Annotated in this window: 16 protein-coding genes; 8 read left to right on the forward strand and 8 right to left on the reverse strand. The window is 46.3% G+C overall.

Annotated features, from left to right (window positions below; translation table 11 throughout):
• Positions 1 to 85 precede the first annotated feature (85 nt).
• The gene (locus SIB58_RS03290; RefSeq protein ID WP_066905654.1) at positions 86 to 565 is read left to right on the forward strand and encodes a 6-carboxytetrahydropterin synthase; all 480 of its coding nucleotides are present in this window, start codon (positions 86 to 88) and stop codon (positions 563 to 565) included.
• Between the two features lie 104 nt (positions 566 to 669).
• Here the strand turns inward: SIB58_RS03290 and SIB58_RS03295 are convergent, their stop codons facing one another.
• Positions 670 to 807 (reverse strand): hypothetical protein, encoded by a 138-nt coding sequence (locus SIB58_RS03295; protein ID WP_074159276.1) that lies wholly within the window; start codon positions 805 to 807, stop codon positions 670 to 672.
• A 96-nt stretch (positions 808 to 903) separates the two neighbouring features.
• Here SIB58_RS03295 and SIB58_RS03300 point away from each other — a divergent pair, with 96 nt between their 5' ends.
• From SIB58_RS03300 to SIB58_RS03325, 6 genes are all read left to right on the forward strand, one after another.
• Complete coding sequence (locus tag SIB58_RS03300) at positions 904 to 1,410, forward strand: hypothetical protein (protein ID WP_156486582.1); 507 nt, start codon at positions 904 to 906, stop codon at positions 1,408 to 1,410.
• 268 nt (positions 1,411 to 1,678) lie between these two features.
• Complete coding sequence (locus tag SIB58_RS03305) at positions 1,679 to 2,260, forward strand: ferritin (RefSeq protein ID WP_186538112.1); 582 nt, start codon at positions 1,679 to 1,681, stop codon at positions 2,258 to 2,260.
• A gap of 279 nt (positions 2,261 to 2,539) precedes the next feature.
• Complete coding sequence (locus SIB58_RS03310; RefSeq protein WP_186539805.1) at positions 2,540 to 2,788, forward strand: hypothetical protein; 249 nt, start codon at positions 2,540 to 2,542, stop codon at positions 2,786 to 2,788.
• 355 nt (positions 2,789 to 3,143) lie between these two features.
• Positions 3,144 to 3,275, forward strand: coding sequence for a hypothetical protein (locus tag SIB58_RS03315; protein WP_414494696.1), 132 nt, complete (start codon positions 3,144 to 3,146; stop codon positions 3,273 to 3,275).
• A 105-nt stretch (positions 3,276 to 3,380) separates the two neighbouring features.
• Positions 3,381 to 3,614 carry a chlorophyll a/b-binding protein gene (locus SIB58_RS03320; protein ID WP_186539806.1) on the forward strand — a complete coding sequence of 78 codons (234 nt, stop codon included), beginning with the start codon at positions 3,381 to 3,383 and terminating at the stop codon, positions 3,612 to 3,614.
• 12 nt (positions 3,615 to 3,626) lie between these two features.
• The gene (locus SIB58_RS03325) at positions 3,627 to 3,818 is read left to right on the forward strand and encodes a chlorophyll a/b-binding protein (RefSeq protein ID WP_186539807.1); all 192 of its coding nucleotides are present in this window, start codon (positions 3,627 to 3,629) and stop codon (positions 3,816 to 3,818) included.
• 213 nt (positions 3,819 to 4,031) lie between these two features.
• Here SIB58_RS03325 and SIB58_RS03330 read toward each other — a convergent pair whose 3' ends face one another.
• Positions 4,032 to 4,280 carry a hypothetical protein gene (locus SIB58_RS03330; protein ID WP_414494697.1) on the reverse strand — a complete coding sequence of 83 codons (249 nt, stop codon included), beginning with the start codon at positions 4,278 to 4,280 and terminating at the stop codon, positions 4,032 to 4,034.
• A 162-nt stretch (positions 4,281 to 4,442) separates the two neighbouring features.
• The gene (locus SIB58_RS03335; RefSeq protein WP_414494698.1) at positions 4,443 to 4,640 is read right to left on the reverse strand and encodes a bacteriocin; all 198 of its coding nucleotides are present in this window, start codon (positions 4,638 to 4,640) and stop codon (positions 4,443 to 4,445) included.
• A 597-nt stretch (positions 4,641 to 5,237) separates the two neighbouring features.
• Here SIB58_RS03335 and SIB58_RS03340 point away from each other — a divergent pair.
• Complete coding sequence (locus SIB58_RS03340) at positions 5,238 to 5,819, forward strand: ferritin (protein ID WP_186538112.1); 582 nt, start codon at positions 5,238 to 5,240, stop codon at positions 5,817 to 5,819.
• Positions 5,820 to 6,486: 667 nt separating this feature from the next.
• Here the strand turns inward: SIB58_RS03340 and SIB58_RS03345 are convergent.
• The 5 genes from SIB58_RS03345 to SIB58_RS03365 form a co-directional block, all read right to left on the reverse strand.
• Positions 6,487 to 8,154: a TolC family protein gene (locus SIB58_RS03345; protein ID WP_067326344.1), complete on the reverse strand. Its 1,668-nt coding sequence runs from the start codon at positions 8,152 to 8,154 to the stop codon at positions 6,487 to 6,489.
• Positions 8,155 to 8,157: 3 nt separating this feature from the next.
• On the reverse strand, positions 8,158 to 10,344 hold the full coding sequence (locus SIB58_RS03350) for a peptidase domain-containing ABC transporter (protein ID WP_156486646.1): 2,187 nt from the start codon (positions 10,342 to 10,344) through the stop codon (positions 8,158 to 8,160).
• Positions 10,341 to 12,584, reverse strand: coding sequence for a peptidase domain-containing ABC transporter (locus SIB58_RS03355; protein WP_066908395.1), 2,244 nt, complete (start codon positions 12,582 to 12,584; stop codon positions 10,341 to 10,343). Before SIB58_RS03355 ends, SIB58_RS03350 begins: the two co-directional genes overlap by 4 nt.
• Positions 12,581 to 14,014 carry a hypothetical protein gene (locus tag SIB58_RS03360; protein WP_067326341.1) on the reverse strand — a complete coding sequence of 478 codons (1,434 nt, stop codon included), beginning with the start codon at positions 14,012 to 14,014 and terminating at the stop codon, positions 12,581 to 12,583. Before SIB58_RS03360 ends, SIB58_RS03355 begins: the two co-directional genes overlap by 4 nt.
• Before the next feature lie 550 nt (positions 14,015 to 14,564).
• Positions 14,565 to 14,843, reverse strand: a complete 279-nt coding sequence (locus SIB58_RS03365) for a hypothetical protein (RefSeq protein WP_066908389.1) — start codon at positions 14,841 to 14,843, stop codon at positions 14,565 to 14,567.
• Positions 14,844 to 14,897: the final 54 nt, after the last annotated feature.

Raw genomic sequence — 14,897 nt, forward strand, 5'->3', positions numbered from 1 at the left:
CTGTCAGGCTTTGAGTGTCGTGTCTGCCCTTGCTGCAGATGTAGACAGGAAGAGGCCTGCCGCAGTGACGCCTCTCTTTTCCTCGATGCCTTCGCCTTCCGCTGGTCACACCTGCAGCAAGCACTTCGAGGGCTATCCCTGCTGCCATCGGCAGTGGCAGCACCCCGGGCATTGCCGTTTCGTGCACGGTTACAGCCGCAGCTTCACGGTTTGGTTCGCTGCCTTTGAACTGGATGCCTGTGGTTTCGTGGTTGACTTCTCCAGCCTCCGGCCTCTGGAGGAGCAACTCAGACGGCAGTTCGATCACACCTTTCTGGTGAATGCCGATGATCCGTTGATGGATCAGTGGCAGACCCTGCATGAACAGGGCGCGCTGGATCTGCGCGTGATGGACAACGTGGGCATGGAAGCCACTGCCCAGTTGGTCTGGGGCTGGGCCAACACCCTGTTGCAACAACGTGATGCAGGCCGCAGCTGCTGCTGGAAGGTGGAAGCCCGGGAAAACCGGGCCAATGGAGCCTGCTACGAGGCACTGCCCGAGTGGTTCGATCCAGCGAACCGCTAACCAGACCAGAGATCAGCGCAGCACCAGTTTCCGCTGCTCCTCGCTGCTGCAGGAAGGGCAGCCCCGCTCGAGGGCGGGGCCTTGGGGTGTGAGGGCTTAAACCATCAACGGCAACCACAGCCGAGGCCATCCGCGCATGCTTCACAGCAGAAGGCTTTGCCGTCGCGCATCACAGCTTTTGCAGCTTCGATTTTGCATTGACAAGCGGTGTTGCATTGGCACTTGATGAGATCTGTCGTCATGGTGAATACCGGATTGGGACAGTTCCTTTCTATGCCGGATCAATGAGTCTCCACAGGAGGAGGACCGACCATGGAGGTACGGTTTAACGTGCACTTATGCGTAGCCGAAACAGTCAGAAGCCTCCCCGGCTGGAGCCCGATGGAACATGCTGTGAGGGCTGTCTGCGCCCCGTCGCAAAGCACCACCGGGAACTGACCAGAACGCCCTGGCAGAACGCTGACGGCTGGTGGAAGCTCACCACATCAGGACGGCTCTGGTGGGCGCCTTTGGGGGCTCGGCGCTGGCGTTTGACGCCATGGTTCGTCGCTGACGATCAGCTCTGGCACTCGAGCAACACCACAAGCCCTGAAGAAACGCAATCACTGCTGGAACTGCTGGCCGATGGCCGACAGAAGCAGCTCAATGATCGTCTTGAAAGACGTGCTGCTGATGCTCGTCGTCGTAGGGCCCTCAAACCAGCCCATCCGCCCAGGCGGTGCTGCTGTTGTGGCTGCACGTTCACGCCGAAGCGTGCGGATGCCAGGTGCTGCTCAGGACGCTGCCGGGCAAAGCTCAGCCGGAATAAGGCGTCAGACGCTTGCTGCGGTACTGCATGCAGCTGACGCTGATGCAGTTGGGGCTGAACCGACTCGGTCTCAAGCGATTGAGCGCCGCGGGCCGCCGGCCGCCATCCGTCCCGCCCCGCCCCGCAAACGAAACTGATTCTCAGCAGCAGATTAGCACTGCTGAATGTGATTCTCAAAAGCATATTTGAGGCTCTTGAATGTGATTCTCAAAAGCATATTTTGATCCACTAATGTTCGGTTTTTACGCATATCTTTCGCTGTTTTGTGATGTAGAACTGATGCATCCCTCCCAGAGGACAACGCAATGACAAATTCCGCCACCCAGGCCACCATCACCATTCCCGTCGGTCCTGCAGGCCGGGCCATGGCCGAACCCATGTCCAGCGAACTGCTCGACCTGATGGAAGCCCATCTCAACCTTGAGCGTCAGTCAGCTGCTGATTACTTCGCTGCTGCTGTCTGGTTTGCTGAACGTGAACTGACCGGCTTTGCCGAGCATCTGCGTGATGAAGCCAAGCAGGAGCAGGAGCACGCCGCCAAGTTTGCTGACTATCTGATCTCCAGAGGTCAGCGCCCTGTGCTCGACACGATCGAACCACCCCGCCAGCAATGGCCTGATGTGGAGCAGGTGATCGCCAATGTCTTCCGCATGGAAGCTGATGTGACCGCCTCGGTGCTGCAGCTTTACGGCACTGCTGAAAAGGACATTGACCGCCGCACGACTGTGTTCCTCGACGCAATCGTTGATGCTCAGCGTCTTTCTGAGCACGAAGCCGCCTATCTGCTGGGCCGCGTCAAGTTCGCTGCCGGCAACCCTGCTGCTGTGATGATCATCGACGCCGAACTGAGGGAAGGCGAGGCCGAGCCCGCCAAACTCGAAGGCTGATCAACAACAGCCTCCTCAACATCAAGCCCCACCTGTCAATCCAATTCACCATCCCTGCAGCCCCGCCAAGTGCGGGGCTTTTGATTGCCCTGGAGTCATGGCATCACCAGATCCTGAACGAGCTAAGCCCAGTCAAGAACTATGTTCTGAGCCATTCACAAGATGCTCACCAGAACCTATTGAGGTCTGCACCAGAGCTGTGTAGTGGGGTTCACCAGAAGGACTGTGATCTTGAAGGAGTCGAGGGCGCAACACCCCTAAACATGCACTCCTAAAACCATGACGACTTCAGCACCCCGCCTCGATCGCTTCCTTTCGGTCTACAAAATGTCGATGAAGTCAAAGCTGTCGATCATTGCCTCAGTGGCAACTGTCATCACTTTTTCGGGATTAGCGGTCTATTCAAGCCCAGATCGATTTGAACCAGCAACAGAGCTTGCAAACAAGCAACGGGGGATGGAGTTTCAATCAGCTGGACATTGCAATGACTTGAAAAACCCTGTTGTATGCCCTTGGATCATGAAATGAGAGGCTTATTCAAAAACTTACAACAAAGTTCCCGCAATTAAATGGGCTTTTTATTTCTTGAACTACGACCTAAATCCCATAAATAAGCCTCCAATAGGTGACGACTTCGTTGCCATGCCTGGCACGATTGATCACAACTATTTTTAGCCAAATGCGTCGCAGAGCTGAATTCCTAGCGCATAGCGAATCACGTTATCGACCAGCAACAGGATGATGTTGGCGTGAGCAGCCAGACGCTGAAATCTGGGATGAGTTTTGCCAGGGGTGCTTCAGGTCGTCGGCCGAATGGGCGCAGCATGTACGCGAAGGCCTGCTGCTCCTGAAGAGCAAGACACCTTCAGCTTCCTTAGCAGCCGTGGCTGACCGACTGGAGGATCTTGAGCAGTGGCTGGAACAGCTCGAGGGCAGGCAGAAATCGACGGCCTTGGAAGCACCTGATTCTGCTCTGGGAATCCGGGGCAAAAAACCGGTGAATTTGCTCCCGTAGAACCCGTCCGAAAAGGTCCTGAAACCGAACCTCAGAGGACGGTTGGCCCACTTCCATGTGTGATCGAGCGGGCATAGACCGAGCAGGTCCCACTCGGAGACACTCATGACAGCAACCACATTTCAAGCACCCACCGGTCTGGTGACACACGATCTGGAAGGGCACGACAACGTCTATGCCATGGAGACCCCGATGGAAATCGCCGGACCTGATGCCGGCTGGGGATTCCATGAACGCGCCGAGAAGCTGAACGGTCGGCTGGCCATGCTCGGCTTCGTTGCAGCGATTGCAACGGAGCTGATCAGCGGCGAAGGCTTGCTTCACACCATTGGCCTTTAACCGGAGACACCCATGACAACTGCAACCCTTCTGGCTGATGAGCGTTATTGGCAGGACCTTGCCGCCGCTCAGATGCGCCGCGAGCGCATGGCGAAAGCTGAATTACTGAATGGAAGGCTGGCGATGCTCGGCTTTTTTGCCCTTATCGGCACCGAAGCACTGCTGCATCAAGGACTGCTAACAGCACTTGGCATTTGCCTTTGAGCGGAGACACCCATGCCATCAGCTGGAGGCTGAGGCTGCCGCAACCAAGCCAGTTCCAGCTGTTGGCGTGTCATCTCCACTGAATCATTCGGTTCTCCCCTCTGGTGACTACTTCGCCACCGACTTCTGATGAATACAGAACAACTCTGAGGCAGAGCTATGTGGTGGGACAGCGATTGGGCTCATGTCATTGAACTATTAACGGTCATCAGTTCACTTGCGCTTGCGGCTTATCAAAATAAGGATCGAAGTCATCATGGAGATGAGCTTTGACATCTCTGGGATCAACAGGGGGCAGCGTGGGGCTGTTGGCACTGCAGAGGAGGTGATTTCGTCATCTTGCAATTCAGATATAACAATCGTCTTCCCTGACTTCATCGCCTTTGCAAACGAATCCGGGTCTGAATCAAGACTGCTATGGCCTTCTGGTAAGCCATCCCATTCACGCTGAGCGGTCGACATTTCCACTGGAATAGCAGCTGGTCCACCCTCTATAAGGTCAATGACTGGACGATCTCTACGATCACCATCGACACCCTTCAGCTCTTCCTCGCTGAGTTCTTGCTTGCTGGACGTTTACTTTTCCTGCTTCTCAGTCATCAGCTTCTCCGGTGAGTAACAGCTTCAAGGGTTAGGAGATTTCTCGTCATACATCGGTATGGCCACGGCTGCTAAGTCCACCCCACCACTCACATTTTTTAGTTCTGATTCGTTGAGTTCTGGCACATCTTCACATCCACAACCGGCACCTTCGACACCCTTTAACGCTTCCTTGCTGAGCTCCTGCTTGCCTTCTTTCTTCTTGTCTTGGTCTTCGATCATCAGCCTCTCCAGGACTTCCCCAGTGGTAACAGTTATCTCGGGTCTGTTGGCACCAGCTTCCACTGAGCACCATCAGAGATCTCTGGGCCAATCTTCATGTTCGCCGGTTCTGAAAACACCACCCGCCAACCGGCGGCGTAACAGGCGACCTAATCAGCTTTTCGACTCGGCCCCTACCGGGCAGTAACCGGCTTCCGTACCCACAAGAGCTCCAGTGAACGCCTTCATTGATGCATCTCTGAACCATACCCAGCAGCGTGCAATGGGTTGGGTGGTGGACTGCTGAGCAGGCATCGGGCGTCACCCTATGGGTACGGACATTCAGTGCGTTTCAGCGAGAGGTCTTGATCTTGCAGCCGACTTGGTCTCAAGCGATTGAGCGCCGCGGGCCGCCGGCCGCCATCCGTCCTGCCCCGCAAACGAAACTGATTCTCAGCAGCAGATTAGCACTGCTGAATGTGATTCTCAAAAGCATATTTGAGGCTCTTGAATGTGATTCTCAAAAGCATATTTTGATCCACTAATGTTCGGTTTTTACGCATATCTTTCGCTGTTTTGTGATGTAGAACTGATGCATCCCTCCCAGAGGACAACGCAATGACAAATTCCGCCACCCAGGCCACCATCACCATTCCCGTCGGTCCTGCAGGCCGGGCCATGGCCGAACCCATGTCCAGCGAACTGCTCGACCTGATGGAAGCCCATCTCAACCTTGAGCGTCAGTCAGCTGCTGATTACTTCGCTGCTGCTGTCTGGTTTGCTGAACGTGAACTGACCGGCTTTGCCGAGCATCTGCGTGATGAAGCCAAGCAGGAGCAGGAGCACGCCGCCAAGTTTGCTGACTATCTGATCTCCAGAGGTCAGCGCCCTGTGCTCGACACGATCGAACCACCCCGCCAGCAATGGCCTGATGTGGAGCAGGTGATCGCCAATGTCTTCCGCATGGAAGCTGATGTGACCGCCTCGGTGCTGCAGCTTTACGGCACTGCTGAAAAGGACATTGACCGCCGCACGACTGTGTTCCTCGACGCAATCGTTGATGCTCAGCGTCTTTCTGAGCACGAAGCCGCCTATCTGCTGGGCCGCGTCAAGTTCGCTGCCGGCAACCCTGCTGCTGTGATGATCATCGACGCCGAACTGAGGGAAGGCGAGGCCGAGCCCGCCAAACTCGAAGGCTGATCAATCGCTTAGCGCAAAGCCCAACCTGCCAATCCAGTGCACCATCCCTGCAGCCCCGCCCAGTGCGGGGCTTTTGATTGCCCTGGAGTCATGGCATCACCAGATCCTGAACGAGCTAAGCCCAGTCAAGAACAATGTTCTGAGCCATTCACAAGATGCTCACCAGAACCTATTGAGGTCTGCACCAGAGCTGTGTCGCGGTGTATTCGACAGATGATCAAGCCATTACAGCAAAGCATGACTTCCAACGATGGCTTTGATTGCTTGCTAACGCAGCGTCATTCCGAACAACGGCCGAGCACTCGTCGATCTCAATGTCCTGATGCACTGCGAGGTTGATTTCACACGAGTAATCGTTTCCATACCATCAACCGCTTATGAAAACTCGCCCAGCCTTGAACAGCAGAATGACTTCAAAACAATTGTGTCAATGAATCGAAACATCATAATCGTCGAAGAAGACGTGCATAATTTCGAATGCGATCAATTCCTGAATTGCCATAGACGCAACTCCCGCATGTGCATTGAATCGTTGTATTGGACGGTCAGTGACCAGCGTGGAAAACTAATTATGAGATGTTGATCAGGTCGCAATAGCCAATCAGAAAATAATCTAAACTTAGATTTAATGATTCAATTGAGATGAATCCAAATAATCGTCAGATTTTCAGCGGGGTAAGCCTGTTGCCTTGAGCAATTCAAGCGCAAGGCCTTCTGCCTCCTTCGGCCAAATGGCAGTATCAAAATATAACCTGGCAAGTTCAATGTTGTAATTTTGAATGGCGTTGATTTCTGTACGAATTGAGCTTTGATACAATCGAACTAACTGGTTGATAGTAGTTACATCCGAAAGACCTGCGTTTAATCGTGCCATTGAAGCGATATAGCTTATTCTTGCTGACTGAGCCGCCGCATCAGAAGAAATGTATTTTAGTCGATTAGACTTCAGAGCATTGATGCTTGTTCTGACACTTGCAACCAGTTCATCACGAATATCTTTGGCTTTAAATTCTTCGGATTTTGATCGGGCGAAAGCACTGCTTGCCAGGGCATCATTGACGCCTCCCTGATAAAAACGCCAATTAAAAAAAATGCCTGCAGAGATGTCATATGAAGTATTATTATTAAACGTGAAATTCCGTCTTGTCTCAGATGAATTGCTGCCTGCATTGGAAGATCCTGAGGTGAAAATCTTTTTATAAGAATCTGATGAGCTGTTCTCTAGAATAGCTCTAGACGTTAGAGAGAAACTAGGCAGTGTTTGGTTGATTTGAGCAATGCCTTCAGAATTCAATTCTTTGGCAGTCTCTAAAGCTACTAGTATTCGATCATTATTCAATTGAGCTAAGTCAATCGATTCTTTTAATCCAAAGATCCATTCACCAGCAAATTGATTTTCTCCTTCTGTCAGTATGAGAGGTTCACCAGGCAAAGAAACAAGTTTCGCAAGTTTGTTTGATAACGCATAGTAACGTTCAATAGATTGCGTTAAATCCGACAGGGTACTGAAAAATTGAGCATGCGCTTGGCCTACTTCTCCTAGATGCGTTCGACCAGCACCAAAGCGAGAATCGTTGAACAGGACTATATTTTTATAAGATTCAGCGATGATTTTATAAGAATTTATCAACTCTTGTGTAGCGAGAAGTTGATAGTAGATATCCTGAATATCAAAAATAAGTCGTCGTGAAGCTAAGTAAAAACCATATCTCTTCGCACTGTAGTTAGAAGCTGCTGCATTGATCTTGGGTTGCCGACTAAAATCAAGAAATATCCAATCTAGTTTTCCTATTAAGTTTTGAGGATATGAGGATGTGCTGCCCGAGGATCTTGTATAGCCTCGTTTGCTTGGCGATAAATTGGGCTGTTTTGCACGTGTAATTTCATTTGTAGTTCTATTCTTTACACTCGAATCACCTCTTATGCTAGCAGTCGGATTCCAAGAGCGAGATGCAGCAATTAATCTATCCCGACTTGCTTTTAATAATTCAATTTCAGATTTTAAACTTGGATTGTTAGCAAAGGCAACTGATATACATTCATCTAGACTAAGGGTTGTTGATTGGTTGGGATCAATAGATGTAGCCTTAAAATCTTCGACAATACTCAGGAGTCCCTGATCGTCAAGAGCTTTCAGCTCTCTTATATAGTGACCTACAGGCATTTCAATGGGATTAAAATTATCTTGTGTGATTTTTTGAGCTTTTGCAGGATAACAAATTGTCGGGAGGAGCAATAGAGTTAGCAAAATCACCCTTACATAAGGGGCTCTTCTCTTTAAAATAGTGAAGGAAAAGATCTTCATTTGAACCATGCTTTGAGTGAATTTAATCATCGTCTAATCGCCCTCATTATCATGCATGATTTTCGAAAAATATAAAGAATTTTCCATACATTCTTCAAATGAACCAGAATATTCGACGCTTCCTTCGTTGAGAATGATCATGTGATCACAATCACGAATGGCGGTTAGTCGATGGGCGATGACAATGCGCGTAATGCCGATCTCTTTGAGATTCCTAATGATGACTTTTTGTGAATAATTATCCAATGCAGATGTTGATTCGTCTTCAATCAACATTGATGGTCGCCTCAAAAGAGCACGCGCAATACTAAGTCGTTGTCTTTGCCCCCCGGAGATATTTGTAGCACCTTCGGATAAAATTGTTTCTAGCTTCATTGGTAACGATTGAATTTCTTCTTCAAGATTAACCATTTTAAGTGTCTCCCATATTTGCTCATCTGGTGTCAATAATCCAGAAGTTAAAGCTTCCCTAATTGAGGACACCGATAGAGCTGTAGATTGCAGGACCGTGCCTATTTGTGACCTTAGGTTTTTAATATCCAGTTCATTGATTTCACGACCATCAACAAAAATACTACCACTTTGAATGGGATAAAATCCTAAAATTATTGAAACAACAGTCGATTTCCCGCAACCACTAGGCCCAAAAATGACATTAAATTTGCCGGGATAAAGTTTAAATGATGCATCTGAAAGCACGTATCGATCTGAATCTGGATAAGCAAAATAAACATTTTTGAATTCAATTAAGCCTTTAAGCTCAACACGCTCCAATTGGGAATTCAATCCTGGCTCGGGACCTTGGCGAATCAAAGGAATAGACCGTTCAAAATCGACCAGGGACCTACCTAGAATATTATTAAATAGCTCTACAAGTTCAATAAATTTGGCAGCAAAATTAGAAAATGCGTTTTGGAAGACGATAAAAGTCGATGTACTTAGTATGACTTCGTCAATATTCTTTGCATTCAGCAAACGGTAAATGAGTATACCGTAGATCAGCGACAGCCCAAAATTATCTAAAAATCGTGAAATGATCCGATTGTAATCAGAAAATATGCTAACTTTAAAGCTTAACGATGAGATCGAAAAAATATACTTTGACCACCTATTTAAAATGGTCTTTTCTTTCCCATTGGTTCGAATTTGTGCAATGTTATTAATAGATTGAAGTGACTCATCAAAAAAGTCGGCCTTGCGTTCTACAAGTTTACGCTCATACATAAGCCGCCTTCGAAATAGTATTGTCTGTACAATTGCTACTATTAATATGAATAATAGGGCTGGAATACTTAAATAAAGATCATAATAAAGCATCATGCCGATAAATCCAATGAGAGATATCAGGCCGATCACAGATGAAAGAGCTGATGATGAGAGTGACCTAAGAATATTATTAACTGACATCGCTCTTGACGAGAGATCTCCTGTTTTGTATTGATCAAGAAAATAAACTGGATATGAGAGGATTCTGTGGTAAAGGGGGATTTGAATTCTGAGATTTAATTTCTGATTGAATCTGAGTAAATAGAATGACTGGATCCATCTAAGTGCGGTTGAGTATAATGCAATCAGTATCGAAATAATAAAAGTTGAGATAATCCACTTCATATTACCGCTCGGGACAACATCACCAACGACACGAGCCGTGATAATCGGCCCCAACAATGCGAATGCTGTGACCAGAATTGATAATAATAATGCTCTGGTTAAGTCTGGGCGAATTGCAGGGAATGAAAATTTAATTAACTTCCAAAATGTATCTAGTGATTCTGGAAATACAGGGTAGATTTCATAGACAGATTTAGAGAAACTATTTGCTGATAAATTAATTGCTGCGCTGGAGTTGTCTTGTGCACTATATGCATATACTTTGGATCCTCTAGAATAAATAATCAGGGCAGTCGAATCATGCTCGCGAATACAAACGATAGGTATTTGTTCGTATTTTGACCTGTCTTGATTCATTGAAGACAGCCTGAAATAAAATCCATTTGAAGTCAATAAGTCTTCAAGACTGCCTCTCAATTGAACAGGTGTTTTAGAATCTAATCCACTAAGGTCGCGCAATTTATTGATTAAATTTTCGCTTTCATAATTAGCACTTTGCCCATCAGTGATTGTCGCTCCGATTGATGTTGCGATATCAAGTGTTAGAAGAGAGCGTATTGCTCCTGAAGTCTGTTGCAAGCTTGTTTTTGATGGTTTTGAATTTTTCACGCTTCTTCAGCATCTACAAGAGACTTGAACAAGGAATGATCTTTTGACATTAAATCAGTAGGTCTTCCCGACTCAATTATTTCTCCTTCATCGAGCACAATCACCTGATCGCTTAGCTTTGCGATTAAAAGCCTGTGTGCAACTGAAACAATTGTCTTATCAAGCGCTTTGATGTTAGTGATGACACGCTTCTCCGTAGATATATCAAGAGCACTTGTTGCTTCGTCGAGGAAGAGTATCTGGGGATCCTTTAGCAATGCTCTCGTAATCTCAAGACGTTGTAATTCTCCTCCGCTAAGACCAATTCCCTGGTTTCCTAACATTGTGGAATATCCCTGGGGTAACTCCATTACAACTTCATCAAAACATGCTAATTTTGCAATTTCACGAACCTTCTCGAGCTTATGCTGATCATCATAAAGCGTTAGATTATTATAGATTGTTCCACTAAAGATGCTTTGCTCCTGAGAAACGTAAGCAAATGATTGGCGGATTGATTTATCTTCAATTGATAACCAATCAGAGCCGTCATAAAGGATTTGTCCTTCAGTAGGAGTGTAGAGACCAACCAGGTTTTTGATTAATGTTGACTTACCAGATCCGCTCGGTCCGACAATACTGAAAAGCTCTCCAGCATCAATTTCAAAACTTAGATCTTTCAATATGTTTTGCGAGAGCGGTGAGAAGCTCTGGGTCAGATGGCTGACGCTGATACGTTTAGGGAAAGTTTTGATTAACGAATCAACATTATTGTTCAATTCGTTTTTGGATATTTCATTAATAACGGAAGGTCCAAAGTATGCTTTTTCATCATCAAGAGATCTCACTTTTTTGTCATTACTAACCAGACGTAAATCCTGAAGCCTACCAAGTTCGGCTTCAGCCCGCTGCAATTGATCAATGATCGTTGAAACACCCAGCAAAGGTCCTGTGATTTCCGATCGGAGAACCTGAAAAGCCATGAAACCGGCCAGGTTCATTGAACCTTTCATGACTAAATAGCCTGAGAATGCAATAGTTCCATAGTTGTAGAGCGAATCAAGTAGGTTTGATATAAAACTGAATCCATTCATTTTTTCTTGCACTTCTTGTGACTTTCTTAGAATAGGTGTGTAATATTTTTGGTAAAGGGATAGATAATTTTGCTCTAGTCCAGATGCTTTGATCGTACGAGTATCGTTCAGCATTCTTACTGTGACACCACTGACCTTACCCGTTTCTACTTGAATTGAGCGATTTGAATCGATCATTATTTGCGACGCAATACCTGCTATTACAATGCTTATTCCGATGTAAAATAGAGATACTAATGTTAACTGCCAAGAAATTAAAGCTAAAAATGGGATGAGTAAGACTGCACCACCAACACCAAGCAGGAACACTAAAAATTGGTTGATTATAGTGTTTGAAATGCTTTCGGATAGATTGAGTCTGCTAGCAACATCTCCGATAAACCGACTCGTAAAAAAATTGTAGTCAACTGAAAGAAGTTTAAATGATATCTCTACTGCGAAACGTCTTTGAATGGCCAGTGCTATTCGCCTCACAATTGTCAGCTCTACTGCTGTTAGGCATCCAGCTAGAAGTACAATAAATATTGAAAGCCAGAGGATGGGTAATCCAATTTCATAGCGCTGATCGCCTAAAAATGTCTGTACGAATGCTCCAGATAAGCCAGGTGAAGCCAACGAGGTTACCAGCAATGCTGTTGCAATGAGCAGTAACAGAAATATGGCCGTTCTATATTTAGAAAGAACAGCGATAAATCTAACGATTTCACGTTCAGGCTGTCCAGATCTTTTAAAGCTAGTTGTTTTGTTAAATTGAAGAAGTATGCCTGAGAAACTTTCTTCAAGTTGTGAGAGGCTAACCCTATATTTACCACCTGCAGGGTCGGCAATATGAACAACGTTTCCATTGGCCGATTCAAAGACCAAAAAATGATTGTAGTTCCACCATGCTAAACAGGGAAACTGTATTTTTCCTTCAATGATATCTTTGACTGTTGGTTTTTGAGCTTTCACCTCCAACCCATAATGCATCGCTGCTTTTTTTATATTGAGCATGTTGCTTCCATCTCGGCTTACCCCACACTGATAGCGCAGCTCTGATAGCGATACATACTTTCTAAAGTATCTAAGTATCATCGATAGTGATGCTGCACCGCATTCCACCATTTCATATTGAAGTACTAAAGGAACCCGAGATCTTCTAAATTTATTGATGATCATATTATTCATTCTTGATTCAGGTTAAAGCGGATCAATTTGTTTGGAGCTGCAAGACCTGTGAGCTCTTTGACAGCTGGTATCAGCATCTCGATAGGTGTTCTCATGCGTGTTGTGATTTGACTCGCCAGTAAAAAACCTTCTCTTGGAGCGATTGGAGGATTACTTCTATTGTTCCAAACATATCCTCCTGTATTATCCTTCGATGAACCTAAGAGTTTCTTGTAGTTGGGTTCTTTGCTTGATGCTTTAATGCGAAGGTCATCAATATCTTGTTTTAATAATTTTACATTGACTTGATAAGCGCTTCCTCGTGGACTGACGATTGCTGCAAGACCTTGTGAATTAAGGCGAGTCGATAAAGTTGCAGTTGTGAATGGAATAGGTTCAAGTGAGGCGATCTGCCCCTTGATCCCTCCCACTTCAGATGCACTGAAGCCAAGTGGTGTCAGGATGACTTCCTGCCCAATTTCGACTTCTGTAGCAGCCTTCTGATCAACAAAAACTGGAACGATGCTTGGTTCTGCAACTTTGGACCAACTGACCGTCATGATTTCTGCCCCTACACTCACAAAGTCCCATTGTGAAGTCGCGAATGACTGCACATAAGCCTCGTCGAATGCAAAAATCACTGAATCCCTTATAAATTCAGACAAAGCATCAATAAGACTGGCTTGATTCTTTTTGATATCAAGCTGCACGTCTTGAAGTTTAGATGTGTAGTCGGTTACGCCGATCCGCGAGCGTGTTGCCTCCGCCAGTGCGTTATTGAACTCCAACCGTGATGCAAAACCTTCTTCGACAAGATTGTTTAACGGATCGATTAAGCCTTTTTTGGCTGTTTCAACATTCCGACTTAACTCTAGTGATTCTTTGTGGATTGCTATCAGATTTTTATAATTACTGATCGATTGTTGAAGCTTCATCAGATTATTTCTAAGAGCTTGCCGGGCCGCTGGTTTGTCAATAATCGCAATTACATCGCCGTCTTCCATCTTGACGGTATAGTCCCCACCGCTTTCCACGCCACCACTGAATTGACTGGCTGGCATTCGTGTTGTTTGCAAGACTTGTAGGTAGTCAAGGATTTGTTGAGTTAAATCAACAGAATCTTCGTAATTATTGCCTTCTCCGTCGCTGATGAATTGGTATGCTTTTTTAGACCATTCGGGTACCGAATACTTGATTTGTGCAGATTTTTCGTTGTAGACGAATGGTAATAGGATCCTGCCAGCCGATGGGGATTTATATGTGAATAAGCCGTCAACTGGGGCTAAAATTCCAAGTCCGGACACTTTAACCGGTATCGGCGCCAGAAATGCCCATGCAGCTGTAAATCCCGCCAGCCCAATAAAGATCGAGCTTGCGATTTTTGTGGGAGAATTGAGAATCGATACATTAACAATCCCTTTGGCCTTGGATTGTTCTAGTTCATTTTTCATCTGATTTTGGCTGCTTCTCTAGGGGATAGCTTTTTCCCTTTCGTGCGCTTTATCTCAGGGACAATCTTTAGGCCTACAAGCCTGATCTGTTCTACAAGCCTCAAGCTGAGCATTTATATAAAATTAAATTTTTTTGATGCTACCGAGCTTATAGGCTCAAGTCAACCAATTGTTTTGGGTCTTGCACCTCTCTCCGTGTGCATAATTTGCTATTGGTTAACGATTTGATTGCTTTTGCGGTGAGGCCAGTTTGCATGATTGATTGCCTCTTTTTGAACCGTTTGATGCCTGGAGTCCCTGTCCTTTTGTCCTTCATCCTGCCAGCCTTGATCTATTCTTTCTTTGCTGTCGCTTGGCACGGGTTTATCAGCTGTTGATCAATGGTCTTGAGTTCATTGAATCCACAATTGAGTGCCCACCGGCACACCAATCAATGTCATCATCCTGGCACTGAATGATTCATCGCTGAAGCATTGTTTTGCTGAATTTTGTCTCAGATGGTGCCTTGAAGATCTCCGTTTCGTGATTCCCTGCCTCTGGTCATGAGGAATCAGTTTGATGTTTCTTCCGCTGCAAGCTGGCCCTTCAATCGCTTCAGTCTTGCATCACGACTAGCAAAATTTTGAATCTTAGCCTCACTTTTTTGATTATCGAACATTGACTTTTGTGGCATCTCGTAGCTTTTTCGCGCCTCTGACATCGATTGATTCGCCTGAATGAATGCCAAAACTACAGGGCTACTATTTACATTATCCGAACACTTCAACGTGAATCCTTTCTGCTCCGCCGCGCTGAGATAGGAGAGTGTATTTCTGCTGATGATCAGCACCCGAATGAATCACGATGTCTTGAACCAATGGGTGGAGGGTTCATCGCGTTCATC

It is taken from the genome of Synechococcus sp. MIT S9504 (assembly GCF_047497135.1).
Lineage (GTDB): Bacteria > Cyanobacteriota > Cyanobacteriia > PCC-6307 > Cyanobiaceae > Synechococcus_C.